The organism is Pseudoduganella sp. GW821-FHT11H04 (assembly GCF_058807935.1).
In genome coordinates this window covers 55,422-78,581 of sequence record NZ_JBXARE010000010.1, presented here as the reverse complement: position 1 = coordinate 78,581, position 23,160 = coordinate 55,422, and the positions used below count along the sequence as shown (strand labels likewise).

Below are 23,160 nucleotides of genomic sequence, written 5' to 3'. Positions count from 1 at the left end.
ATTGAACCCATGATTGAACACGCTATCCACTGGCTGCTGAACCTTTTGGCGGCGCCCGAAGTGGGGCTGACCTCGGTATTTATCATCAGTTTCGTTTCGGCTACGCTGGTGCCTTTGGGGTCGGAGCCCGCCGTTTTTGCCGTCTGTAAAGCCAACCCTTCTTTGTTCTGGCCTGCCATGGCCGTTGCCACCCTGGGCAATACGCTGGGTGGCGTGGTCGACTACTGGATCGGCTATTACGCCAAGAAAGCCTTCACCAAGGAGCGTTCCAGCCGCTGGTTCGGCTGGCTGGCGCACCATGGGGCCAAGACCATGCTGCTATCCTGGGTGCCGGGTATTGGCGATCCCTTATGCACGCTCGGTGGCTGGCTCAAGCTGCCATTCTGGCCGGCTACGATGTACATGGCGATCGGCAAAGGCTTGCGTTACCTGACCATGACGTCCCTGCTGCTGTACGTGCCGGATGGGTTCTGGCGCTCGCTTGCAAATGCTTTTGGTGGTTAAAGATTCCGCATAGCAGCAAAGTTGCAAAATTCCGGGTAGGGAGGGGCGGAATTTTCTGAATTTATGATCTGTAATTTACGAATTTTCAAGCTAATATTCAGTAGATTGACGTTAACGGAACCCGCTTGCCTACTAAGGCTGTTTTCATCTTGTGCGCCGCAATAAGATAGAATGGCCTGTCCCAGCGTCAGCCCCCCGTCCACGCATAATGAACGCACCAGCACAAATCCAGGCACTGCTCGCCGAATCGCCAGATGGCCACGCCCCTACCCGCCTGCGGGAAATTCCATACAACTACACCTCGTTCTCTGATCGCGAAATTGTGATCCGCCTGTTGGGCGAAGAGTCCTGGGCGGTGCTGGATGAATTGAGGGCGTCTCGCCAGACCGGCCGTTCCGCGCGCATGCTTTATGAAGTGCTGGGTGATATCTGGGTCGTGCGGCGCAACCCCTATCTGCAGGACGATCTGCTGGATAATCCGAAACGCCGCCAGGCCCTGATCGACGCGCTGCATCACCGCCTGACGGAAGTGGACAAGCGCCGCACCACCGTCGACGCAGCAGACGCCGAATCGCAGAAACGCAGCGGCAATGTGGAGAAACTGCTGCGGGCAGCCAGCAAGGCAGTCGCCGACTTCGGCGAAGAATTCCGCCAGATGTACGACCTGCGCAAGCGCACGCAGAAAGTACTGGGCAAGTACACCGAGAAGCACAACATCTGCTTCGACGGCATGAAGCGCATTTCCCACGTGACCGATGCGACCGACTGGCGCGTCGAGTATCCGTTCGTGGTGTTGACCCCGGACAGCGAAGATGAAATGGCCGGCCTGGTGAAAGGCTGTATCGAACTTGGCCTGACCATCATCCCGCGCGGCGGCGGCACCGGCTACACTGGCGGCGCGATTCCGCTGACGCCGCTGTCGGCGGTGATCAACACCGAAAAGCTGCTCAAGCTGGGCGCCGTTGAAATGAAGATGCTGCCGGGCCTGGACCGCGAATACGCGACCGTCCACTCGGAAGCAGGCGTCATTACCAATAAAGTCAGCGAAGCTGCCGAGAAGTCGGGCTTCGTCTTCGCAGTCGACCCTACCTCGGCACACGCATCCTGCATCGGCGGCAATATCGCCATGAACGCGGGCGGCAAGAAGGCCGTGCTGTGGGGCACCGCATTGGATAACCTGGCCTCGTGGCGCATGGTCGACCCAAACGGCGACTGGCTGGAAGTCACGCGCCTGGACCACAACCTGTCCAAGATCCACGACACGCCGCTGGCCCGCTTCAAGCTGGAATGGACACACCCGAACGGCCGCGGCGAATCGAAAGGCGAGCCGTTCAAGACCGAGATTTTGGAAATCGAAGGCCGCAAGTTCCGCAAGGAAGGCCTGGGCAAGGATGTCACCGACAAATTCCTGGCCGGCCTGCCGGGCGTGCAGAAAGAGGGTACCGATGGCCTGATTACCTCGGCGCGCTGGATCCTGCACAAGATGCCGAAGTTCACGCGCACCGTCTGCCTGGAGTTCTTCGGCCAGGCGCGCGATGCGATTCCGTCGATCGTCGAGATCAAGGATTACCTGGACGGCCTGCCGGCTCAGGGCGAACAATTCAAGACCATCCGCCTGGCTGGCCTGGAGCACCTGGACGAGCGCTACCTGCGCGCGGTCGGCTACGCCACCAAGTCCAAGCGCGCCGTGCTGCCGAAGATGGCGCTGTTCGGCGACATCGTCGGCGACGATGAAGACGCCGTGGCGCTGGCCGCATCCGAAGTCGTGCGCCTGGCGAACACCCGCGTCGGCGAAGGCTTCGTGGCTGTGAGCCCGGAAGCACGCAAGAAATTCTGGCTGGACCGTGCCCGCACCGCGGCCATCGCGAAGCACACCAACGCCTTCAAGATCAATGAAGACGTGGTGATTCCGCTGAACCGCATGGGCGAGTACACCGACGGCATCGAGCGCATTAACATCGAGCTGTCGATCAAAAACAAGCTGCAGCTGGCGGAAGAGCTGCGCGCCTTCCTGGCCGCCGACAAACTCCCGATCGGCAAGAGCGACGACGCTTCCGACGACAAGGTCGGCTACGCTGAAATGCTGGGCGACCGTCAATCCCAGGCGCTGGCGCTGGTGGACCAAGTGCATGCGCGCTGGACCTTCACCCTGGCCAACCTGGATAAGCCGCTGGCCGAAGTGCGCGGCGAGCTGCTGGCGCTGGGCCTGGAGCACCTGGCCGGCGCGCTGGACGACCGCCTGCAGCACCAGCCGCAAGCGACCCTGTTCGACGTGGCGCAAGACCGTACCGTGCGTATCAGCTGGAAGCAGGAAATCCGCGCCCAGCTGCGCCAGATCTTCAACGGCGGCGCCTACAAGCAGATCCTCGAAGAAGCGCAAGCGATCCACAAGCGCGTGCTGCATGGCCGCGTCTTCGTGGCGCTGCACATGCACGCCGGCGACGGCAACGTGCACACCAACCTGCCGGTCAACTCGGATCACTACGAGATGCTGCAGGACGCGCACAAGGCTGTAGCGCGCATCATGAAGCTGGCCCGTTCGCTGAATGGTGTGATCTCGGGCGAGCACGGCATCGGCATCACCAAGCTGGAATTCCTGACTGAAGAAGAAATCGGCGAGTTCCGCGAGTACAAGAAACGCGTCGACCCGGAAGGGCGCTTCAACAAGGGTAAGCTGCTTAACCTGCCGGGCATGGAAGCGACGCTGGAAAACGCCTACACGCCGTCCTTCGGCCTGATGGGCCACGAATCGCTGATCATGCAGCAAAGCGATATCGGCGATATCGCCAACAGCGTCAAGGACTGCCTGCGCTGCGGCAAGTGCAAGCCGGTGTGCTCGACCCACGTGCCGCGCGCCAACCTGCTGTACTCGCCGCGCGACAAGATCCTTGCCACTTCGGCGCTGATCGAAGCCTTCCTGTACGAAGAGCAGACCCGCCGCGGCATCTCGATCCGCCACTGGGAAGAATTCGAAGACGTCAGCGACCACTGCACCGTGTGCCACAAGTGCGCTACGCCGTGCCCGGTCAATATCGACTTCGGCGACGTGTCGATGAATATGCGTAACCTGCTGCGCAAGATGAACAAGCGGTCGTTCAATCCGGGCAAGAAGGCGACCATGTTCTTCCTGAACGCGACCGATCCGGCGACCATCAACGCGACCCGCCAGACCATGATCGGCTGGGGCTACAAGGCGCAGCGCCTGGGCCACGAAGTATTCAAGGCCGTGGCGCGCAAGCAGACCAAGGCGCCGCCTCCGACCGTCGGCAAGCCGGCCGTGCGCGAGCAGGTGATCCACTTCGTGAACAAGAAGATGCCTGGCAACCTGCCGAAGAAGACGGCGCGTGCGCTGCTGGACATCGAAGACAACAAGATGATCCCGATCATCCGCGATCCGAAGAAGACCAATGCCAATACGGAAGCGGTGTTCTACTTCCCGGGCTGCGGTTCGGAGCGTCTGTTCTCGCAGGTCGGCTTGGCAACTCAGGCCATGCTGTGGGAAGTGGGCGTGCAGACCGTTCTGCCACCGGGCTATTTGTGCTGCGGCTATCCACAGCGCGGCGCGGGCGATTTCGACAAGGCTGAGAAGATGATGACGGATAACCGCGTCCTCTTCCACCGCATGGCGAATACGCTGAACTACCTGGACATCAAGACCGTGGTGGTGTCTTGCGGCACCTGCTATGACCAGCTGGCGACCTATGAGTTCGAGAAAATCTTCCCGGGCTGCCGCATCATGGATATCCACGAGTTCCTGTTGGAGAAGGGCGTCAAGCTGGAAGGCGTCGAGGGTACGCGCTACATGTACCACGATCCTTGCCACACGCCGATGAAGCAGCAGGACCCGATCAAGACCGTGAATGCGCTGGTGTCCACCATCGATAACGTGAAGATCGAGAAGAACGACCGCTGCTGCGGCGAGTCCGGTTCGCTGGCCAATGCGCGTCCGGATATCTCGACCCAGGTCCGCTTCCGCAAGGAGCAGGAGATGGTGTCGGGCGCGGACAAGCTGCGTGCCGACGGCTTCACCGGCGACGTCAAGATCCTGACCTCCTGCCCGTCCTGCATGCAAGGCTTGACCCGCTACAACGACGATTCGGGCACCACCGCCGACTACATCGTGATCGAAATCGCCAAGCACAAGCTGGGCGCCAACTGGCTGGTGGATTATGTGGCGCGCGCCAATGACGGCGGCATCGAACGGGTGCTGGTATGACGACGACCGCGACTTGCGACCTGTGCAAGCTGCTGGCCGGCTTCGATGCGGCGCCCGCCGGCGCGGCGAGCCCGCTGGTGTGGCGCGATGAGCGCCTGGCTGTGGTGCTGGTCGACGAGCCGGGCTATCCCGGCTTCACCCGTGTGGTGTGGCATGACCATGTGCGCGAGATGACCGACCTGTCACCGGAAGACCGCGACCACGTGATGAAGGTCGTATGGGCAGTGGAGCAGGCGCAGCGCACCGCGATGGCGCCGCACAAGGTCAACGTGGCCAGCTTTGGTAATATGACGCCGCACGTACACTGGCACGTGATCCCGCGTTACACTGACGATGCGCACTTCCCGAACCCGACCTGGGGCGCGAAGCAGCGCGAAGCCGATCCTGCCGCCGTGGCAGCGCGTGCGGCCTTGTTGCCGGCCCTGCGCGCGGCGATTATCCTGAACCTGAAATGAAAAACCCAACCGGCCTGACTGTCCACAGCAAATCGCGGTACCTCGAAGTTTCCTTCGATGATGGCGCGAGCTTCAATATCCCTTTCGAACTGCTGCGCGTGTATTCGCCATCGGCGGAAGTGAAGGGGCACGGCCCGGGCCAGGAGGTGCTGCAAGTCGGCAAGCGCGACGTCGCCATGACCAACCTCGAGCCGGTCGGCAATTACGCTGTCAAGCCGACCTTCGACGATGGCCACAACTCCGGCCTGTACACCTGGGATTACCTGTACGACCTGGGCGAGCGCCAGGAACACCACTGGGCCGAATACCTGAAGCGCCTGGAAGCTGCCGGCTTCCCCGGCGACTCCGGCCGCGAACCGGGCACCGTGCTGCCTGGCGCCGCCTCCAAAGCCCACGCCTGCGGCCACCACCACTGATTCAATCCCGGTCCAGCTCCGGATGCTGGCGCATGTATTCCTCATACTCGCGCACGTGGCGCAGCCATACATATTTGTACATTGCGCGATTCTTTGCAGGCATGGTCCGCAGGAACTCCGGAGTGAAGCAGATCACCTTCGGTTGAGCTTTTGGTTTTCCAGCGAATATCTTCAGTATTTCCTCATGAGCCGCGTCCATTTCCGCCTTGTCCACAGGATCGATGTCAGGAAAGTCAACGTCCTCCGGTAATTTGTAGTGTTTCATAGTCGGTCTCCAATAATTGAAGAGGTGAAACGAAATTCAGCGCCGAAAGGCCTGCTTGCTCAAGTACGATCCGAAGGTACGCCAAGCGTGATGCTTCCAACTGTTGCCAGTCCCACGTGGCATAAAGATCGATGCCGAATAAGCCTGCACAGGCAATTTCTGAACCAATTTTGCTTGTATTCGACCTAAGACCTCCGCCTGCCAGAAAAAGTTCCAGCTCGGACGTGAAAATATTTTCAGTTGTAAGCACATGGAGCGGCTCGGCCGCACGGAGGCGTGCCGATGCCAAAGCAGTTGGGCCGGCCTTGATCTTGTCGAGTGCGAACGTCGAGGTACAGAGGTTGAGGGTGTTGGGAAGGGTGCGGAACCAGCGCCGGGTCAGCGTCTGGCAGGTGCGCGCGTAGGCGCTGCGGGCTGGCGGGTCGGCCAGGGCACAGAGGATGGAAGTGTCTAGGTAAATGTTGCAGGGCATTGGGCCAGCTTACGCTTGGCCCGAATGCCTGCTTTCGGATACATCAAGGATTGGGCGGCATGTTGTCGCCCAAATAAGATTTTTCAGTTGACCATCATTTTACGGCGCTGGAACTCTTCGTAGCGCTGCTGCTCGCGTTCCCAGATGTAGCGGAAAGCGGCACGTGCTTCTGGAGTCAGGCGGCGGATTGCCTCGACGTTGAAGGTCATCGGATGCGGCTCAGCGGACGCCAGGGCGCGCGACTGGGCGCGGGTGGCATCGATGAACTGCTTGGTGGCTTCGTCGATATCCGGGAAAAAAATGTCCGCGGGCAATTTTTGCTGAAGCTCCATCTGAAATCTCCTAATTACGACAAATCGTCTGAGCCATAAAACGACTCGTTGAGCATTCTGGTTGACAAGCATCATCAAAATCTGTGCGCCACCCCACAAATGTATAATGCTGCAATCTCAAGGCACCTTAAAAATGACCAACACCACCCATTTCGGTTATAAAACCGTCAACGAAGACGAGAAAGTCAAGGAAGTCGCCAAGGTCTTCCATTCCGTCGCCGCCAAGTACGACATCATGAACGACCTGCTGTCCGGCGGCCTGCACCGCATCTGGAAGGCGTTCACTATTGCTAACGCTGCCGTGCGTCCAGGCATGAAGGTGCTGGACATTGCGGGCGGCACCGGCGACCTGGCCAAGGCATTCGCCAAGGCGGCGGGTCCGAGCGGCGAAGTCTGGCTGACCGATATTAACGAGTCGATGCTGCGCGTTGGTCGCGACCGTCTCTTGAATAAGGGCCTGGTGACCCCCACTTTGATTTGCGATGCGGAAAAGTTGCCATTCCCGGATAACTACTTTGACCGTGTCAGCGTGGCTTTCGGCCTGCGCAATATGACGCACAAGGATGTTGCTCTTTCTGAAATGCGTCGCGTGCTGAAGCCGGGCGGCAAGCTGCTGGTGCTGGAATTCTCGAAAGTGGATCCGGTCTTGCAAAAGCCATACGATTTTTATTCCTTCACGGTGCTGCCGTGGATGGGCCAGAAGGTGGCCAACGATTCGGAGAGCTATCGCTACCTGGCCGAATCCATCCGCATGCATCCTGACCAGGAAACGCTGAAGACCATGATGCAGGCGGCGGGTCTGGAGCGTGTGCAGTATTACAACCTGACTGCTGGCGTGGCCGCCCTCCACACCGGCATCAAAATGTGAGTTTTATGACAATGAAGATGAAGAAGTTCCTGGCCGGCGCGATGATCGCGCTGACCGCCCTGAGCATGATGAGTGAATTGTCGGCACGTCCTATGGGCGGCGGCAAATCCTTTGGCCGCCAGTCCTCGAACGTGAGCAGCATGCCGCGCCAGGCTGCACCGGCGCCTGCGCCGGCTGCGCCGACTGCAGCGCCTAACGCTGCACGTCCTGCCGCCGCACCTGCAGCGGCGCCGGCGGCTCCAGTGGCCAAGAAGCCAAGCATGTGGAAGGGTATTCTCGGCGGCGCGCTGCTGGGTCTCGGCTTGGGCGCACTGCTGTCGCACTTCGGCCTGGGCGGCGCAATGGCGTCGGCCATCAGCTCGATCTTGATGATCGCCCTGATCGGCGGCGTGATCTTCTTTATCTTCAGCATGCTGCGCCGTAAGTCGCAGCCTGCGCTGCAGCCGGCTTTCAGCGGCAACAACGCTTATAACGGCGGCTCCTCGACTCCGGACATCGGTTCGGGCCTGCACCAGCAGCAGGCGCAGCCTGCGGCTTTCGAGCCCGTGGTTCAGCCGCTGGCTGCCCCTGCGGTTGCTCACACTCCTTGGGGTGTGCCTGCTGATTTCGATGCGCCGGGTTTCCTGCGCGCGGCCAAGTCCAACTACATCCGCTTGCAAGCGGCCTGGGATAAAGGTGATGTGGAAGATATCCGCACCTTCACCACGCCTGAAGTCTTTGCTGAACTGCGTATGCAGATCCAGGAGCGCGGTGCGCAAGCCGAGTACACCGATGTGGTAGCGATCGAAGCCGAGATGCTGGGCATGGAAAACGATGGCCGGGATCACCTGGTCAGCGTGAAGTTCTGGGGCAAAATGAAACCTGCCGCAGATGCGCTGCCGGAATCGTTCCAGGAAGTCTGGAACTTCAGCAAGCCGCTTAACGGCAACACCGGCTGGATGCTGGCAGGTATCCAGCAGCTGGCCTGACCTGGCGTGCTTTAACTGGTAAGATCGAGACCGCCCTGGCTATCCGGGGCGGTTTTGTTTTATTTGGACCGACTTGAATATGTTCCCATCCCCGCCAAAGTTGCCCGGCCTGAGCATGCCGGCAGCCGCCACCATCAACCACCTGCTGGCGCAGGAGCCATGGGCGCGCACTGAGCTCAAGCTGCACGCCGGCAAAGTCGCGGTGATCGACGCCAGCCCGGCAGTGCTGCGCCTGCGCGTGGCGCCGGATGGCATGGTGGAGGCGGCGGGCAGCGACGCGGCGGCGGTGACGATCCGCCTGAAATTGAGCGACCTGCCGCTGATTGCGCAAAATCGTGAACGCGCCTTCTCTTACGTGCAGATCGAAGGCGATGCCGAATTCGCCAACGCCATCTCGCGCTTGTCGCAATCGCTGCGCTGGGAAGCCGAGTACGACCTGGAAAAATTGGTCGGCCCGATCGCGGCTGTGCGCCTGGTGCAGGGCGCCAAGGCGCTGGTGCAAGGCGCGCGCAACGGCCAGCGCAAGGTGGCTGAAAATGTCGCGGAATACTTCCTCGACGAGAACCCGCTGCTGATTCGCCCTTTGACGGCTGAAGGCTTTGCGGCCGACGTAACCCGCTTCCGTGATGATGTGGAACGCGCCAGCAAGCGCCTGGAAAAACTCGAACAAAAATTGGCTAAATGATCCGTAAATTCCTCCGGCTGTTCAAGATTGTCCGCGTCTCCGTCCGCTACGGGCTGGACGAAATCGCCATTTCCGGCTTCGACAAGCCGCGCATCAGCAAATTCCTCGATATCGTCTTCTTCTGGCGCGACCTGTCGACGCCGCGCGCCGTGCGTTTGCGCCGCGCGCTGGAGGAGCTGGGCCCGATCTTCGTGAAGTTCGGCCAGGTGCTTTCCACGCGCAGCGACCTTTTTCCGCTCGATATCGTGGCCGAGCTGTCCAAGTTGCAGGACCGCGTGCCGCCGTTCGATTCCGACCTGGCGATCAAGATGATCGAAGAGTCGCTGGGAGCGCACCCTGACGAATTGTTCGCGCGCTTTGAACGCGTGCCGGTGGCTTCAGCTTCCATCGCCCAGGTGCACTTTGCAGCGCTGAAGGATGGCACCCAGGTGGCGGTCAAAGTCCTGCGCCCGGGCATGAAGAAGCTGATCGATGAAGACGTGGCGCTGATGCATATTGCGGCCAACTTCATCAACCGCGTGTGGGCCGATTCCAAACGGCTGAAGATCCAGGAAGTGGTGCAGGAGTTCGATAAATACCTGCACGATGAACTGGACCTGATGCGCGAGGCGGCCAACGCCAGCCAGCTGCGCCGCAATTTCGCCGATTCCAAGCTGCTGCTGGTACCGGAGATGTATTGGGACTACTGCTCCAACAATGTGATCGTGATGGAGCGCATGCATGGCATCCCGGTGTCGCAGATCGATCGCCTGATCGAAGCAGGCGTGGATTTGAAAAAGCTGTCGTCCGACGGCGTGGAGATTTTCTTCACCCAGGTGTTCCGCGATGGCTTCTTCCACGCCGATATGCACCCGGGGAATATCCTGGTGTCGATCGAGCCGGAATCGTTTGGCCGCTATATCGCGCTCGACTTCGGCATCGTCGGTACGCTGAACGATTACGACAAGGATTATCTGTCGCAGAATTTCCTGGCCTTCTTCCGCCGCGATTACAAGCGCGTGGCAGAGGCGCATATCGAATCAGGCTGGGCTCCCAAGGAGACCCGCGTCGACGAACTGGAAGCTGCGGTGCGTGCTTGCTGCGAGCCTATCTTCGATCGTCCGCTGAAGGATATTTCGTTTGGCCAGGTGCTTTTGCGCCTGTTCCAGACTTCGCGCCGCTTCAATGTGGAAGTGCAGCCGCAGTTGGTGCTGCTGCAAAAGACGCTGCTGAATATTGAAGGCCTGGGCCGCCAGCTCGATCCGGACCTGGATTTGTGGAAGACGGCCAAGCCTTACCTGGAGCGCTGGATGGCGGAGCAGGTGGGCTGGCGCGGGTTTATCGAGAAGTTCAAGGCGGAGGCGCCGAGATATTCGCATATCTTCCCGCAGTTGCCGCGACTGGCGCACCAGGCGCTGACCGTAGCCGCTGATCGCGATGTGGAGACCAAGCAACTGCTAGCGCACCTGGTGGCGGAGCAGCGGCACACCAATCGCTTGCTGTCGTTCTTTGCGTTCTTTGTTGGGTCGTTTGTGGTGGGCGCGGTGGCGTTTGTGGCTTATGCCCGACTTCACTAACCGCGATCCGCGGACGGCGGAGTTTTGGGACCAGCGGTTTGAGGCGGAGTTTACGCCTTGGGATCGGGGCGGGGTGCCGGCGCAACTCTCTGCTTGGCTCCAAACCGGTAGTTCGGTGTCTGACCCGCAGGATCAGACACCTGGCCTGCGGCGGCCGCGTCTCGAGGTGTCTGACCCTGCGGGTCAGACACCGCCCTACCGGTTTTCGGCGCTGATCCCCGGCTGCGGCATCGGCCACGAGCTGCAAGCCTTCTGCGAAGCCGGCTGGAACGCCACCGCCATCGACTTCTCCCCCGCCGCCGTTGTTGCGGCGCAACAAGCCGTCGGCCGCTGGCGCGAGCACGTCATCCAGGCCGATTTCTTCGAGTTCGAGCCGGTCCAGGCGCTCGACGTCATCTATGAGCGCGCCTTCCTCTGCGCCATGCCGCGCGATATGTGGCCGCGCGTGGTCAAGCGCTGGGCTGATTTGTTGCCTGAAGACGGCCTCCTGCTAGGCTACTTCTTCTTCGACAACAACCCCAAGGGTCCACCCTTCGGCGCCGACAGCCAGCAGCTGGAGAAGTTAATGAGCGCTCACTTCAGCAAGGAGTGGGACGAACCGGCCAGTGACTCCATCCCGGTATTCCAGGGCAAGGAGCGCTGGATGGCCTGGCGCCGGAAAAAAGCTTTATAATTCAGGGTTTTGATGTTTTTTGCGGAGTAATAGATGCCAATCTACGCTTACCGCTGCGAGGAATGTGGCTTTGCCAAGGATGTGCTGCAAAAGATCTCCGATCCGCAGCTCACGGATTGCCCTTCCTGCGGCAAGTCCACCTTTAAAAAGCAACTGACCGCGGCCGGCTTCCAACTGAAGGGCACCGGCTGGTATGTCACCGATTTCCGTGGCGGCACCGCCCCGGCGACCGGCGTCGCCAGTGCGCCTAAAACCGACGCTCCGGCAGCAGCCGCTCCGGCGCCTGCACCGGCACCAGCGAAGTCCACCAGCGAGGCGTAATTACCCCGCACAAGGAACACGATGCGCAAATATTTCATTACCGGCTTGCTGATCCTGGTCCCCCTGGCGATTACCGCCTGGGTGCTCAATATCATCATCAGCACCATGGACCAGTCGCTCCTGATCGTTCCGGAGCGCTGGCAGCCGCGTACCCTGATCGGTTTCGATATCCCAGGCCTGGGCACTATCCTGACCGTGCTGATCGTGTTCATTACCGGCCTGCTGACCAATAACCTGGTCGGCAATTTCGTCGTCAGGCAGTGGGAAAAGCTGCTGCACCGGATTCCGGTGGTCAGCTCCCTGTATGGCAGCGTGAAGCAGGTATCGGATACGCTGTTCTCCGATTCCGGCAATGCTTTCCGCAAAGCCGTGCTGGTGCCTTACCCGCATGCGGGTTCGCGCACCATCGGCTTCCTGACCGGCGCGCCGGCCACCGAAGTACAGAAGCACCTGGATGGCGAGTACATTTCCGTCTACGTGCCAACCACGCCGAATCCAACTTCCGGCTTCTTCCTGATGATGCCGAAAAATGACGTAGTCGAACTCGATATGAGCGTCGATGCCGCACTGAAGTACATCGTTTCGATGGGCGTTGTCGTCCCTGAATAAAAATTTAACCTGAAACCGAGAATCAATATGTCCATGCGTACCGAATACTGCGGCCTCGTTACCGAAGCCCTCATTGGTCAAACCGTCAGCCTGTGCGGCTGGGTGCATCGTCGCCGCGACCACGGCGGTGTGATCTTCATCGACCTGCGCGACCGCGAAGGCTTGGTGCAGGTGGTCTGCAACCCGGACCAGGCGGAAGTGTTCTCCGTCGCCGAATCCGTGCGTAACGAGTACTGCCTGCGCATCACCGGCACCGTGAAAGACCGCCTGGCCGGCACCGTTAACAACAACCTGAAGTCGGGCAAGATCGAAGTCGTTGCCGCTAAAGTGGAAGTGCTGAACGCTTCCGTGCCAGTGCCGTTCCAGCTGGACGACGACAACCTGTCCGAAACCACCCGCCTGACCCACCGCGTGCTGGACCTGCGCCGTCCACAGATGCAGAACAACCTGCGCCTGCGTTACAAGGTGTCGATGGAAGTGCGCAAGTACCTGGACAACCTGGGCTTCATCGATATCGAAACCCCGGTACTGACCAAGTCGACCCCGGAAGGCGCGCGCGACTACCTGGTGCCATCCCGCGTGAACGCGCACGAATTCTTCGCGCTGCCGCAATCGCCGCAGCTGTTCAAGCAGCTGCTGATGGTCGCCAACTTCGACCGCTACTACCAGATCACCAAGTGCTTCCGCGACGAAGACCTGCGCGCTGACCGCCAGCCGGAATTCACGCAGATCGACTGCGAAACCTCGTTCCTGAACGAGCAGGAGATCCGCGACCTGTTCGAAACCATGATCCGCAACGTGTTCAAGAACACCATGGATGTGGACCTGCCAAACCCATTCCCTGTGATGGACTTTGCAGAAGCGATGGGCAAGTACGGTTCGGACAAGCCGGACATGCGCGTGCAGCTGGAATTCACCGAACTGACCGACGTGATGAAGAACGTTGAGTTCAAGGTCTTCTCCGGCGCCGCCAACATGGCCAACGGCCGCGTGGTTGGTATGCGCGTGCCTAAGGGCGCCGACATGCCGCGTTCGGAAATCGACGCGTACACCCAGTTCGTCGCCATCTACGGCGCCAAGGGCCTGGCTTACATCAAGGTCAACGACAAGTCGAAGGGCCGTGACGGCCTGCAGTCGCCGATCGTGAAGAACATCAGCGACGACGTGCTGAACACCATCCTGGAGCGCACCGACGCACAAGACGGCGACCTGATCTTCTTCGGCGCCGACAAGGCGAAGGTTGTGAACGATGCGATCGGTGCGCTGCGCGTGAAGATCGGCCACTCCGAGTTCGGCAAGGCCAACGGCCTGTTTAACGACGTGTGGGCGCCGCTGTGGGTGATCGACTTCCCAATGTTCGAATACGACGAAGAAGAAGACCGCTGGACCGCAACCCACCACCCATTCACTTCGCCAAAAGACGGCCACGAAGACATGCTGGAAACCAATCCAGGCGCATGTATCGCCAAGGCTTACGATATGGTGCTGAACGGCTGGGAACTGGGCGGCGGCTCGATCCGTATCCACCGCGAAGAAGTGCAGTCGAAAGTGTTCCGCGCGCTGAAGATCGGTGCTGAAGAAGCACGCGAGAAGTTCGGCTTCCTGCTGGATGCGCTGCAGTACGGCGCGCCTCCGCACGGCGGCCTGGCCTTCGGCCTGGATCGTATCGTGACCCTGATGACCAAGTCCGATTCGATCCGCGATGTGATCGCTTTCCCGAAAACCCAGCGCGCCCAGTGCTTGCTGACCCAGGCTCCATCGCCGGTCGACGAGAAGCAACTGCGTGAACTGCACATCCGCCTGCGTGCGGCTGAGCCTAAGGTGGCCGGCTAAACCCGGTAAGGCAGTGTCAGACCCAAGGGTCTGACACTCCACTGACCGCGCCGCAGACAGGGTCTGACCCTTGGGTCTGACCCAGGTTTCCCGGGTTAAGAATGAAGCCCTACAAAATCCCCGAATCCGTCCTGGTGGTGATCCACACCGCCGACATGGAAGTGCTCCTGATCGAGCGCGCCGGCAATCCCGGCTACTGGCAGTCCGTCACCGGCTCCAAGGACGCCCTCGACGAACCCCTGCTCACCACCGCCACCCGCGAACTGTTCGAAGAAACCGGCATCGTCGCCGACGGCAAGGACATCGTGCTGCGCGACTGGGGCCTGCAGAACATCTACGAGATCTACCCGATCTGGCGCCACCGCTACGAACCTGGCGTCACCCACAACCTCGAACACATCTTCAGCGTGCAAGTGCCGCGCAACATCCCCGTGATGCTCAGCCCGCGCGAACACACCGACTACGTTTGGCTGCCTTACCTCGAAGCCGCCGACCGCTGCTTTTCCCCATCCAACGCCGAAGCCGTCCTCCAGCTCGCCCAGCACATCTAACTAGCATATTGCTCGTTAATCGCACTCTTGGCGTTTGGCTATAATCGGACATCGACTGACCGCTGGGGGCAAACGCCATGTCGGAGACACAGGATATCTCGCTGGAGCAGTTGCAAGTCGGCTTATACGTCCACCTCGACCTGAAGTGGTTCGAGCATCCATTTGCCTTCAGCCATTTCAAGATCAAGTCGCAGGAGCAGATCCACCAGTTGCGCAGCCTCGGCTTGCACAAGATCCGCTTCGACCCTTCCCTGAGCGATGTGCAGCCGGTCGCGCTGTCCGTCACCGCACCCGCTGCTGCGGCGGCCGAAGCTGCAGCGCCGCCAACGCCGGCGCCCGAATCTCCCGAACTCGCCGCCAAGCGCGCCATGATGGAGCGCATGCGCCAGCAGCGCGAGAATGCGGCCCGTATCGAACATGCCTTTGTCGACACTGCGCGCGCCATGAAGGACATGGAGAAGAACATCTTCGCGCGCCCGGCCGAAAACCTGCAGAAGGCCAGCGAGATGATCGGCAAGATCGCGGACTCCATCCTGAGCGCGCCGGAACTGGCAATCCACGTGATGGGCGACCGCACCGGTGGCGAGGAGATTTACCTGCACTCGCTGAACGTCACTATGCTATCGATGATGATTGCGCGCGACATCAAGCTGCCGCGTGAGGTGGCGGGCCCGATGGGCGTCGGCGCCATGTTCCATGACCTTGGCGTTCGCAATATCCCGGACAAGGTGCTAAGCAAGACCGAGCCCTGGACCCATTCCGAGCAGAACATGTACGAAACCCACTGTGCGGTCGGCACGGAGATGGGCCAGCAGCTCAAGTTCCCGGCCGCCGCCGTGGCCATCGTGCGCGACCACCACGAGATGTACGACGGCAGCGGCTACCCGCGCCACCTGAAAGGCGAGGAGATCGGCGTGCTGGCGCGCATTGTCGCTATCGCCAACTATTACGACCGCCTGTGCAACCCGGTCAACGGTACTCCGGGCCTGACCCCGCATGAAGCGCTGTCGCTGATGTTCGCCAAGAATCGCGGCAAATTCGATCCCAAGCTGCTGCAGGTCTTCATCCGCTGCCTGGGCGTCTACCCGCCCGGCACCATCGTGCAACTCTCGAACGGCGCCACCGGCATGGTCTCCACCGTCAATACCGAAAAGCCCAACAAGCCGGAGCTGGTGGTGTTCGAGCCCGGCGTGCCGCGCGAAGACGCGATCATGGTGGACATGGAACGGGAAGCTGACCTGAACATCATGCGCGCCATCAAGCCTTCGCAAGTGCCGAAGGAAATCTATGCCTACCTTAGTCCGCGCAATCGCGTCAGCTATTATTTCGATGCTACCAAACCGGGCCAGGGAGCTGCGGGGTGAGCACAGAACTGCGAATCCAATTGCGCCAGCTGATGCTTGATCACAGCCCGCATATGATGTTGCTGGTCGATCCATCCGACTTGCGCATCATGATCGCCAACAAGGTGGCGGAGCAGGTGCTGGGTTACACGGCGGCGCAGCTGATGGAGATGCTGGTCACCGATATCGAAAGCTCGCTGCAGGACGTGTTCTATTGGGAGGATGTGCGCGGCGGCCATTTCCAGGACATCGATGCGCAGGAGGGCGAGTACCAGCGTGCCGACGGTACGCAGATCATGGTGATGAAATCGCTGCGCGTGCTGCGCCATGAAGAGCGCTGGCTGATCCTGATTCTGGCCCGCGATGCGCGCCAGGAGCGCAAGGTGGAGGACGTGCTGGAGCAGACCCTCTCCCAGCTGCGCACCACGCTGGAGGCTACCGGCAACGGCATCCTGGTGATCGACTGGCACAACAAGATCGCCAGCATGAACCGCCAGTTCAGCGAGATGTGGCATATCCCGGATGCCTTCCTCAGGAGCGGCAACGATTCTGCCATCCTCGAATTCCTGACCGAGAACGTGGTTGAACTTGATGCGTGCCGCGAGCGCCTGCAGCAAGTGAGCGACCCACACGAGGCGCTGGACCTGCTGCACCTGCGCGATGGCCGCGTGTTCGAATGCCGTTCGCGCCCGCAGTTCCTGGGCGAACGCATTATCGGCCGCGTGTTCGGCTTCCTCGACATTACGGAGCGCGAACACACCGAACATGCGTTGCGCGAGTCGCGCGACCAGCTGGAGGACCGCGTCCATGAACGTACGCTGGCGCTGCAGATGGCAAACATCACGCTCGAAAGCGAGAAGGCGCGCCAGTCGGAATTGATCCGCAGGCTGGGTGAGGCGCAGAACCAGTTGCTGCAATCTGAGAAGATGGCCTCCATCGGCGTGCTGGCTGCGGGGGTGGCGCACGAGATCAACAACCCAGTCGGCTTCGTCAACTCCAACCTGAGCAGCCTGCAGCGCTATATGCAGTCGCTGATGCGCCTTCTCGATGCTTACGAGGCCCGGGAAATGCATTTGCCCGACCAGGACCGCGGCGAGCTGAATGCCCTGCGCAAGGAGATTGACGCCGACTACCTGCGCGAAGACCTTGGCAGCCTCCTGGCCGAATCGATGGATGGCCTGGACCGCATCAAGCGCATCGTGCAGGACATGAAGGACTTCTCGCACGTTGGCGGCGGCGATGTGTTGGTGGCCAACCTGGAGACGGGCCTGGACAGCACGCTGAACGTCGTATGGAACGAACTGAAATACAAGGCGGAAGTGATCAAGGAATACGGCGGCGTGCCGGAGATCGAATGCATTCCTTCGCAGCTGAACCAGGTGTTCATGAACCTGCTGGTCAACGCCGCCCACGCCATTGAGTCGCGCGGCCGCATCACGGTGCGCACCAGCTATGAGAACGAGATGGTGACGGTGTCGGTGAGCGATACGGGCAGCGGCATCGCGGCCGAATACCTGGGCCGAATTTTCGAGCCCTTCTTCACCACCAAGCCGGTAGGGAAGGGAACGGGGCTGGGCTTGTCGCTGTCCTACAGCATTGTGCAAAAGCACGGCGGCCGCATCGAGGTGGAAAGCGAAATCGGCAAGGGCACCACCTTCCGTGTGATCCTGCCGCGACAGATGTCTCCCGCCGCAGCGGAAAACGATGTTGTAAATTGACTAAGTGCGCCGCCGCTCGTTAAGATGCGGCGCATGAAACGCTTCTTCCACCTTGGCCCACGCGCCAGCACCATCCGTCCCCAGCACACCGGCGCCTGCCATAACTGCCACGCCCCGGTCTCCGCAACGTATTGTGGTCAATGCGGCCAAAAGGCGCATGTGCATGTCGCCAGCGCCCACGAGTTCATTCACCATTTCGTCGGCCATTATGTGGCGGCGGAGGGCAAGCTCTGGCCGACGCTGAAGGCATTGCTGCTGCGCCCAGGACAATTGACGCTTGAATTCATCCGCGGCCGCCGTACGCGCTTTATCGACCCGTTGCGACTCTTGCTGACGGTCTCGTTGCTCGCATTTCTCGCCGTGAAGCTGACATTCATGGTTAATCCGATCATGCCGCCGGCAAATGCTGCCAAGCATCCCGGTAGCACCCAGGCCGAGATAGAGGCGAAAATGGTGCCCCTGCAAAAGTTGGTCGTGGAAGCGTTCCGGCGCAACAGCACGACATTCTCTGAAAACTATGGACGCATGTATTCCTTGTCGAAAGAGGAGCAAACACAGGAAATCATGAATTTCTGGCTGGCGACCGGGCCCACCGTCGCACTGCTGCTGATCCCGGTTCTGGCAGGCTGGCTCAAGCTCGCGCAGCTGGGCACGGGCTGGCGCTATGGCGAGCACCTGGTGTTTTCCATCCATTGGCTGGCGGCGGCCCTGTTTGGGTTATCGGTGGCCACGATCAGCGGCAACTATGTGTGGACCGCCTTCATGGTGGCCGCGCCCATCTATCTGCTGCTGGCAATGCGCAAGGTGTATGGCGGAAACTGGCTGCTTGTCTTGCTGCGCGGCGCCGCAGTTGCATACCTGATCTGGACCAGCTTCCGCTTCTGTATGTGGATTGCCTTGTACGGCAGCATGGCGCTGAAGCACGCGCCCGTCAATTGAAGCAAGGGATGGCGAAGTCGACATGGTAATGCTCGTCATGCCGCACCCACGGCTTGCCCTTCATGAAGTTGAGCTGCTTTAGCGCGGAACCGCGCGGCGTGTCGAACAGGCGCGGCAGGTAGGCGGTGTCGAAGATGACGAGGGCGAGGCCGTGGCCGCGTGCGCGGGCGGCCTGGTCGAGCTGGTACAGGTGCTCGGCGATCGCAGCGAAGTCGATGCTGTATTCGCCGTAGCGCGCGTCCTTGTCGAATTCAATGTCATAGCCGAAGCGCTGCGTGGCCGGCGTCGGCAGCCGCGCCGGCTTGCCAGCCTTGTCGCGCACCGGCACGAAGAAGTCTACCGAGAGGCCGTTGTTGTGCGTGCGGTGAGGACGGATGCGGCCACCGTGCGCGAAGCCGGTTTCGCCATATACGTAGAGCGAGGCGGGCGCCGCGCGTTCGAGCTTGGCATATGCGTCCAGCATAATGGCCGCCACTTCGCTGTGCACATAGTTGCGGCCCATGGCCGCGCCTAAGGCGCTGTAGGCCGAGAAGTTGGCGCCATCGGTTGGCAGCTGCACGCTGTCCTCGATACTGCCTTTGTTGACGGTGCCATGGCAGGTGCTGGCGGCATCCGCCGAAACCGAGCACAGGGCCAGAAGCACGGTGGCGGCAAGACAAACCGGCTTCATCGCGCAGGAGCGGAAAGGAAGCGGCGCAGCCCATAGCAGGCCGGCAGGGCCAGCAAGGTGAGCAAGACTGCAGCGCTGGCTCCCTCAGCATCCGGCCAGAACGTGAGGCTGGTATTGACGGCGGCGTGCATGGCAATGCCAGGGAGCAGGGAGCGCGTGCGTTCGTACAGCCATCCCGCAACAATGCCGAAACAGGTCGCGCCAACGAACTGGTACATATTCCCGTGGGCAAAGCCGAATACCACCGCAGAGCCAAGAATGGCGTAGCCGCGATCGTATTGCTGCAGAAAGCTGCGCAACACGATTCCTCGGAACAGCATTTCTTCCACGATGGGCGCCATCACGCAAGCGGCAACGATTTGCGGCAGCCTGAGTTCGCTCATTACGCGGAATTGTTCTTCCAGGCTGGCGTTCATGGGGAAGGCGGCTTGCAGCAGGTCTTCCAGCCAGCCCATCACCAGCAGGTATAGGGGCGTGGCCAGCAGGACCAGCGGTACCACCAGGAGAATAGTCGCCGCCGAGGCCGAACGTGAGGCGGTGAACAGTTCGCGGTAGCTCAGGTTCTTCCATTGCAGCAGCGCGGTGAAGAGGATGCCGTTTGCCAGCAGCTGGGCAATGGTGCCAAGTCCATAGAAGTCTTCCATCCCCAGCCAATGGCGGGCGTCGTACATGGCACTGGCCATCAGGCAATCAAGGCCCCAAAGGCAGAGCACCAGGAAGAAGGCCTCGAGGGCGGACGGGAAGGTCGCGTGTCGTTCGTTCATGGGGCATGACTATAATGCAATTCCAGACACTTTTGACACTGAGCAAGCCGGGCAGTTGGGGTTAGAATCAAATCCATGATGATTCGTGTAGCCACATACAACATTCACAAGGGTGTGTCGTACCGCAGCCACCCCCGCGTGCATGCCTTGCGCCATGCGATCGAGGCCTTCCATGCCGACCTGGTTTTCCTGCAGGAAGTGCAGGGCCAGCACGATCGTATAGAGGCGCGTTATGGCGAAGAAAGCCAGGGCCACCGCCATTGGCCCAAGAAAGCCCAGCATGAATTCTTTGCCGGCGAATCGCACCAGTCCGTCTACGGCCTGAATGCGCAATATGACCACGGCCACCACGGCAATGCGCTGCTCAGCAAATATCCGATTGCGCACTGGACCAATACCGATATTTCCGACCACGCCTACGAATCGCGCGGCATCCTGCATTCGGTAGTCGAAACGGATGGGAAGCTGGTGCACTGTTTCGTGGTCCACCTCGGCCTGTTCGAGCGCAGTCGCGTGCGGCAGGCTGATTTGCTGATCGAGGCCGTGCGCGAATCGGCGCCGAATGGCGAGCCGGTCATCATCGCCGGCGACTTCAACGACTGGCGCAACACACTGACGGACCGGCTGCAAAGCGCGCTCGGCGTGCGCGAAGTGTTTGACGAGGTTGATCATGGCAGCCCGGTGGGCGACCTGGTGCGTACATTGGCGCGGCGAAAGAACGCCCAGCGCCCGGCGCGCACCTTCCCGGCAGCCTTGCCATTTTTCAGGTTGGACCGCATCTATGTGCGGGGCTTCAAGGTAGAATCCGCGGAAGTCCTGCATGGCCCGTTGTGGGCCAAGCTGTCGGATCACGCGCCCATTGTGGCGAACCTGAAGCTGGTTTCCTGACACATGCGCCACGTTGATTTTCTAGCCGATAACGAAGTCAAACTCCTCCACTGCGGCACCGATTACTTTCCGGCGCTGGTCGCGGCTATTGATGCAGCGCAAGCCGAAATTTACTTCGAGACTTATATCTTTGCCGAGGACGAGACGGGCAGGCGAGTCATGGCCGCGCTGGCCGCTGCCGCCCAGCGCGGTGTGATCGTGCGCATGATTACCGACTGGTTCGGCACCGGCCATAAGCCCGCCTATCGCCTGCATGCGGAGGCAGTTGCAGCGGGCATCGAGCACCGCATCTTCAACCCCTGGTTCCGGCGCGGCGTGACGCGCACCCACCGCAAGATTTGCGTGGTGGATGGGGAGGTAGCCTTCGTCGGCGGCATCAATATCAACGACGACCTGTTTTCCGACCGCGACCGCAGTATTGCCTTGTCTGCGCCGCGCTGGGATTTTGCCGTGGTGGTGCGCGGGCCACTGGTCGAATCCATCCACGCCGAGGCGGAAGCGCAGTGGACGCGCCTGGGCCATATGAATATCGTCAAGCGCCTGACCCTGTTCAACGAGATGCGCAAGCTGAACAAGATCGCGCGCCAGAGCACCATGCAGGCCGGATTTGTGGTGCGCGACAACCTGCGCAACCGCCGCACGATCCAGCGTGCCTATTTGCAGGCGCTGGGACGGGCGAAAAAGAGCGTGCTGCTGGCCAATCCATACTTCGCCCCGGGGCGTAAATTCCGCCGCGCCCTGGCCGCGACTGCCCAACGCGGCGTGGAGGTGGTGCTGCTGATCGGCGTGGGCGAATTTTGGCTGCAGGATGCGGTGGCGCACTCCTTTTATTCCAAGCTGCTTGAAGCCGGCGTGAAGGTGGTGGAATACCGCAAGACACAGCTGCATGCCAAGGTGGCGGTGATCGATAATGAATGGGCGACGGTTGGTTCGTCGAATGTGGACGGGCTGAGCCTGTTCCTCAACCAGGAAGCCAACGTCGTGATCAAGGATGCCCAGTTTGCGCTGGCCCTGCGTGCGCAAATCGAAGCGGGCATTGCCGATGGCCAGCCTATCCATCAGCTTGATTTCGAACACATCGGGCGATTCAGGCGTATTGGATATGAGGTGGCGTTCTTCTTCTACCGCACGCTGATGCGCATTTTTGCAATTGGGAAGTACACATGAGTGATGTAAGGATCGACAAATGGCTGTGGGCTGCGCGCTTTTTCAAGACGCGCCAGCTGGCCATTGATGCCATCGACAAGGGCAAGGTAAAGCTGTCGAGTGGCGAGCGCATCAAGCCTTCGCGCAATGCGAAGCTGGGTGAGCGCCTGCACATCGATAATGATGCGGACGAATGGGACGTGCTGGTGGTGGGGATTTCCGGCAAGCGGGAAGGGGCGCCGATCGCGCGCCTGCTTTACGAAGAAAGCGCGGAATCCCTGGCGCGCCGTGCCGCGCTGATCGAGCGCAAGAAAATGTTCCCTGAGCCGTTTGCCGACAACAAGGGTCGTCCCACCAAGCGCGACAGGCGCCAGTGGGAACGCGCCACGGATAGCTAGGCTTGCGGCTTACTTGGATGGGCCCTGGCCGCTTGCCAGGACTTCGCTCACCGTCGTGCCGCCGATTTCATTGCAGTCGAGCGGCTTGTCGCTTAGCAGGCGAATTGCCGTGCCCTCGACGATAGGGCGCGCCAGGCGCCATGGGAAGAAACCGAAGTGCTGGGCGCCATTGTAGTGTGCAATCGCATTTGCGCCGTGGGCCTCGGCCTTGGCAACGAGGGCGGGGACGATATCTTTGGCTGCGCCGTAGGTGCCCTTGGCGTGTTTCACGCGGCCCAGTTGTTCATATTTGATGTCCGCTGGCGGCAACTCTTTGAACAGGCAAAACTCATTGAGCTTTGCTTTCGAGACTTTGGTGGCAGCGGCCGGCACTGGCGCAGGCTTCTCTACAGGCAGGTTTTCCAAGCCCGGCACTTCCTTCGGCTCAAATGATTGTTGCGCTTGTGCGGTGCAGATGGACAAGAGCAGGGCGATAAACAGGGAGGTCTTCTTCATGGGAAAAGTTGGATTGCAAAAACATTAATGTAAATTTCCAGATCATAACTGTCAATGTCCAACGTGGGGTCAGGA

25 protein-coding genes are annotated in these 23,160 nt (G+C 60.5%); 19 read left to right on the top strand and 6 right to left on the bottom strand.

The features are described 5' to 3' along the window. The first annotated feature begins 9 nt into the window (after positions 1–9). The 4 genes from AC1RTP_RS20500 (at position 10) to AC1RTP_RS20485 (ending at position 5,591) form a co-directional block, all read left to right on the top strand. On the top strand, positions 10–504 hold the full coding sequence (locus AC1RTP_RS20500; protein ID WP_498609985.1) for a YqaA family protein: 495 nt from the start codon (positions 10–12) through the stop codon (positions 502–504). Between the two features lie 208 nt (positions 505–712). Then, positions 713–4,720, top strand: a complete 4,008-nt coding sequence (locus AC1RTP_RS20495; RefSeq protein WP_498609983.1) for a DUF3683 domain-containing protein — start codon at positions 713–715, stop codon at positions 4,718–4,720. Further along, positions 4,717–5,175 (top strand): HIT family protein, encoded by a 459-nt coding sequence (locus tag AC1RTP_RS20490; RefSeq protein WP_498609982.1) that lies wholly within the window; start codon positions 4,717–4,719, stop codon positions 5,173–5,175. Before AC1RTP_RS20495 ends, AC1RTP_RS20490 begins: the two co-directional genes overlap by 4 nt. Then, positions 5,172–5,591: a gamma-butyrobetaine hydroxylase family protein gene (locus tag AC1RTP_RS20485; protein WP_498609980.1), complete on the top strand. Its 420-nt coding sequence runs from the start codon at positions 5,172–5,174 to the stop codon at positions 5,589–5,591. Before AC1RTP_RS20490 ends, AC1RTP_RS20485 begins: the two co-directional genes overlap by 4 nt. A gap of 1 nt (position 5,592) precedes the next feature. On the opposite strand, the gene AC1RTP_RS20480 is transcribed toward AC1RTP_RS20485, so the two are convergent. From AC1RTP_RS20480 to AC1RTP_RS20470, 3 genes are all read right to left on the bottom strand, one after another. Continuing rightward, positions 5,593–5,856 carry a hypothetical protein gene (locus AC1RTP_RS20480; RefSeq protein ID WP_498609979.1) on the bottom strand — a complete coding sequence of 88 codons (264 nt, stop codon included), beginning with the start codon at positions 5,854–5,856 and terminating at the stop codon, positions 5,593–5,595. Next, complete coding sequence (locus AC1RTP_RS20475) at positions 5,825–6,328, bottom strand: hypothetical protein (RefSeq protein WP_498609977.1); 504 nt, start codon at positions 6,326–6,328, stop codon at positions 5,825–5,827. Before AC1RTP_RS20475 ends, AC1RTP_RS20480 begins: the two co-directional genes overlap by 32 nt. Before the next feature lie 83 nt (positions 6,329–6,411). Beyond that, positions 6,412–6,660, bottom strand: a complete 249-nt coding sequence (locus AC1RTP_RS20470; RefSeq protein ID WP_028101568.1) for a hypothetical protein — start codon at positions 6,658–6,660, stop codon at positions 6,412–6,414. Positions 6,661–6,793: 133 nt separating this feature from the next. Between AC1RTP_RS20470 and ubiE the strand changes: the two genes are divergently transcribed. The 12 genes from ubiE (at position 6,794) to AC1RTP_RS20410 (ending at position 18,724) form a co-directional block, all read left to right on the top strand. Further along, a complete protein-coding gene (gene ubiE / locus AC1RTP_RS20465; protein ID WP_498609975.1) occupies positions 6,794–7,528 on the top strand; it encodes a bifunctional demethylmenaquinone methyltransferase/2-methoxy-6-polyprenyl-1,4-benzoquinol methylase UbiE in 735 nt (244 codons plus the stop codon). 11 nt (positions 7,529–7,539) lie between these two features. Then, positions 7,540–8,496 (top strand): Tim44 domain-containing protein, encoded by a 957-nt coding sequence (locus AC1RTP_RS20460; protein WP_498610140.1) that lies wholly within the window; start codon positions 7,540–7,542, stop codon positions 8,494–8,496. A 79-nt stretch (positions 8,497–8,575) separates the two neighbouring features. After that, positions 8,576–9,181, top strand: a complete 606-nt coding sequence (locus AC1RTP_RS20455; protein ID WP_498609973.1) for a ubiquinone biosynthesis accessory factor UbiJ — start codon at positions 8,576–8,578, stop codon at positions 9,179–9,181. Further along, entirely contained in the window at positions 9,178–10,737 is a 1,560-nt protein-coding gene (gene ubiB / locus AC1RTP_RS20450) for a ubiquinone biosynthesis regulatory protein kinase UbiB (RefSeq protein ID WP_498609971.1), read from the top strand. Before AC1RTP_RS20455 ends, ubiB begins: the two co-directional genes overlap by 4 nt. Positions 10,738–10,903: 166 nt before the next feature. Then, on the top strand, positions 10,904–11,410 hold the full coding sequence (locus AC1RTP_RS20445) for a methyltransferase (protein WP_498609970.1): 507 nt from the start codon (positions 10,904–10,906) through the stop codon (positions 11,408–11,410). A 33-nt stretch (positions 11,411–11,443) separates the two neighbouring features. Further along, on the top strand, positions 11,444–11,731 hold the full coding sequence (locus AC1RTP_RS20440; RefSeq protein ID WP_498609968.1) for an FmdB family zinc ribbon protein: 288 nt from the start codon (positions 11,444–11,446) through the stop codon (positions 11,729–11,731). 21 nt (positions 11,732–11,752) lie between these two features. Then, complete coding sequence (locus AC1RTP_RS20435) at positions 11,753–12,340, top strand: DUF502 domain-containing protein (RefSeq protein WP_498609966.1); 588 nt, start codon at positions 11,753–11,755, stop codon at positions 12,338–12,340. 27 nt (positions 12,341–12,367) lie between these two features. After that, positions 12,368–14,173, top strand: coding sequence for an aspartate--tRNA ligase (aspS, locus tag AC1RTP_RS20430; RefSeq protein WP_498609965.1), 1,806 nt, complete (start codon positions 12,368–12,370; stop codon positions 14,171–14,173). Between the two features lie 101 nt (positions 14,174–14,274). Next, complete coding sequence (gene nudB / locus AC1RTP_RS20425; protein WP_498609964.1) at positions 14,275–14,724, top strand: dihydroneopterin triphosphate diphosphatase; 450 nt, start codon at positions 14,275–14,277, stop codon at positions 14,722–14,724. A gap of 77 nt (positions 14,725–14,801) precedes the next feature. Continuing rightward, entirely contained in the window at positions 14,802–16,088 is a 1,287-nt protein-coding gene (locus AC1RTP_RS20420; RefSeq protein ID WP_498609963.1) for an HD-GYP domain-containing protein, read from the top strand. After that, entirely contained in the window at positions 16,085–17,785 is a 1,701-nt protein-coding gene (locus AC1RTP_RS20415; protein WP_498609961.1) for an ATP-binding protein, read from the top strand. Before AC1RTP_RS20420 ends, AC1RTP_RS20415 begins: the two co-directional genes overlap by 4 nt. 33 nt (positions 17,786–17,818) lie before the next feature. Further along, positions 17,819–18,724, top strand: coding sequence for a DUF3667 domain-containing protein (locus AC1RTP_RS20410; protein ID WP_498609959.1), 906 nt, complete (start codon positions 17,819–17,821; stop codon positions 18,722–18,724). Here AC1RTP_RS20410 and AC1RTP_RS20405 read toward each other — a convergent pair. Further along, positions 18,717–19,394: a penicillin-insensitive murein endopeptidase gene (locus AC1RTP_RS20405; protein ID WP_498609958.1), complete on the bottom strand. Its 678-nt coding sequence runs from the start codon at positions 19,392–19,394 to the stop codon at positions 18,717–18,719. The two genes, AC1RTP_RS20410 and AC1RTP_RS20405, sit on opposite strands and share 8 nt — an antisense overlap. Beyond that, positions 19,391–20,158 carry a CPBP family intramembrane glutamic endopeptidase gene (locus AC1RTP_RS20400; RefSeq protein WP_498609956.1) on the bottom strand — a complete coding sequence of 256 codons (768 nt, stop codon included), beginning with the start codon at positions 20,156–20,158 and terminating at the stop codon, positions 19,391–19,393. Before AC1RTP_RS20400 ends, AC1RTP_RS20405 begins: the two co-directional genes overlap by 4 nt. 75 nt (positions 20,159–20,233) lie before the next feature. Between AC1RTP_RS20400 and AC1RTP_RS20395 the strand changes: the two genes are divergently transcribed. Genes AC1RTP_RS20395 through AC1RTP_RS20385 form a run of 3 tightly spaced genes read left to right on the top strand, consistent with a single transcriptional unit; the run spans position 20,234 to position 22,590 of the window. Next, entirely contained in the window at positions 20,234–21,046 is an 813-nt protein-coding gene (locus AC1RTP_RS20395) for an endonuclease/exonuclease/phosphatase family protein (RefSeq protein WP_498609954.1), read from the top strand. 3 nt (positions 21,047–21,049) lie between these two features. Beyond that, positions 21,050–22,213: a cardiolipin synthase ClsB gene (clsB, locus tag AC1RTP_RS20390; RefSeq protein WP_498609952.1), complete on the top strand. Its 1,164-nt coding sequence runs from the start codon at positions 21,050–21,052 to the stop codon at positions 22,211–22,213. After that, complete coding sequence (locus tag AC1RTP_RS20385; protein WP_498609950.1) at positions 22,210–22,590, top strand: RNA-binding S4 domain-containing protein; 381 nt, start codon at positions 22,210–22,212, stop codon at positions 22,588–22,590. Before clsB ends, AC1RTP_RS20385 begins: the two co-directional genes overlap by 4 nt. A gap of 9 nt (positions 22,591–22,599) precedes the next feature. Here the strand turns inward: AC1RTP_RS20385 and AC1RTP_RS20380 are convergent, their stop codons facing one another. Next, the gene (locus tag AC1RTP_RS20380) at positions 22,600–23,085 is read right to left on the bottom strand and encodes a hypothetical protein (RefSeq protein ID WP_498609948.1); all 486 of its coding nucleotides are present in this window, start codon (positions 23,083–23,085) and stop codon (positions 22,600–22,602) included. Between the last annotated feature and the right edge of the window lie 75 nt (positions 23,086–23,160).

Bases quoted from the DNA above. Each gene is read 5' to 3' on its own strand.
- AC1RTP_RS20500 (WP_498609985.1), top strand. From the start codon at position 10: ATGATTGAACACGCTATCCACTGGCTGCTGAACCTTTTGGCGGCGCCC.
- AC1RTP_RS20495 (WP_498609983.1), top strand. From the start codon at position 713: ATGAACGCACCAGCACAAATCCAGGCACTGCTCGCCGAATCGCCAGAT.
- AC1RTP_RS20490 (WP_498609982.1), top strand. From the start codon at position 4,717: ATGACGACGACCGCGACTTGCGACCTGTGCAAGCTGCTGGCCGGCTTC.
- AC1RTP_RS20485 (WP_498609980.1), top strand. From the start codon at position 5,172: ATGAAAAACCCAACCGGCCTGACTGTCCACAGCAAATCGCGGTACCTC.
- AC1RTP_RS20480 (WP_498609979.1), bottom strand. From the start codon at position 5,856: ATGAAACACTACAAATTACCGGAGGACGTTGACTTTCCTGACATCGAT.
- AC1RTP_RS20475 (WP_498609977.1), bottom strand. From the start codon at position 6,328: ATGCCCTGCAACATTTACCTAGACACTTCCATCCTCTGTGCCCTGGCC.
- AC1RTP_RS20470 (WP_028101568.1), bottom strand. From the start codon at position 6,660: ATGGAGCTTCAGCAAAAATTGCCCGCGGACATTTTTTTCCCGGATATC.
- ubiE (WP_498609975.1), top strand. From the start codon at position 6,794: ATGACCAACACCACCCATTTCGGTTATAAAACCGTCAACGAAGACGAG.
- AC1RTP_RS20460 (WP_498610140.1), top strand. From the start codon at position 7,540: ATGAAGATGAAGAAGTTCCTGGCCGGCGCGATGATCGCGCTGACCGCC.
- AC1RTP_RS20455 (WP_498609973.1), top strand. From the start codon at position 8,576: ATGTTCCCATCCCCGCCAAAGTTGCCCGGCCTGAGCATGCCGGCAGCC.
- ubiB (WP_498609971.1), top strand. From the start codon at position 9,178: ATGATCCGTAAATTCCTCCGGCTGTTCAAGATTGTCCGCGTCTCCGTC.
- AC1RTP_RS20440 (WP_498609968.1), top strand. From the start codon at position 11,444: ATGCCAATCTACGCTTACCGCTGCGAGGAATGTGGCTTTGCCAAGGAT.
- AC1RTP_RS20435 (WP_498609966.1), top strand. From the start codon at position 11,753: ATGCGCAAATATTTCATTACCGGCTTGCTGATCCTGGTCCCCCTGGCG.
- aspS (WP_498609965.1), top strand. From the start codon at position 12,368: ATGTCCATGCGTACCGAATACTGCGGCCTCGTTACCGAAGCCCTCATT.
- nudB (WP_498609964.1), top strand. From the start codon at position 14,275: ATGAAGCCCTACAAAATCCCCGAATCCGTCCTGGTGGTGATCCACACC.
- AC1RTP_RS20420 (WP_498609963.1), top strand. From the start codon at position 14,802: ATGTCGGAGACACAGGATATCTCGCTGGAGCAGTTGCAAGTCGGCTTA.
- AC1RTP_RS20410 (WP_498609959.1), top strand. From the start codon at position 17,819: ATGAAACGCTTCTTCCACCTTGGCCCACGCGCCAGCACCATCCGTCCC.
- AC1RTP_RS20405 (WP_498609958.1), bottom strand. From the start codon at position 19,394: ATGAAGCCGGTTTGTCTTGCCGCCACCGTGCTTCTGGCCCTGTGCTCG.
- AC1RTP_RS20400 (WP_498609956.1), bottom strand. From the start codon at position 20,158: ATGAACGAACGACACGCGACCTTCCCGTCCGCCCTCGAGGCCTTCTTC.
- AC1RTP_RS20395 (WP_498609954.1), top strand. From the start codon at position 20,234: ATGATGATTCGTGTAGCCACATACAACATTCACAAGGGTGTGTCGTAC.
- clsB (WP_498609952.1), top strand. From the start codon at position 21,050: ATGCGCCACGTTGATTTTCTAGCCGATAACGAAGTCAAACTCCTCCAC.
- AC1RTP_RS20385 (WP_498609950.1), top strand. From the start codon at position 22,210: ATGAGTGATGTAAGGATCGACAAATGGCTGTGGGCTGCGCGCTTTTTC.
- AC1RTP_RS20380 (WP_498609948.1), bottom strand. From the start codon at position 23,085: ATGAAGAAGACCTCCCTGTTTATCGCCCTGCTCTTGTCCATCTGCACC.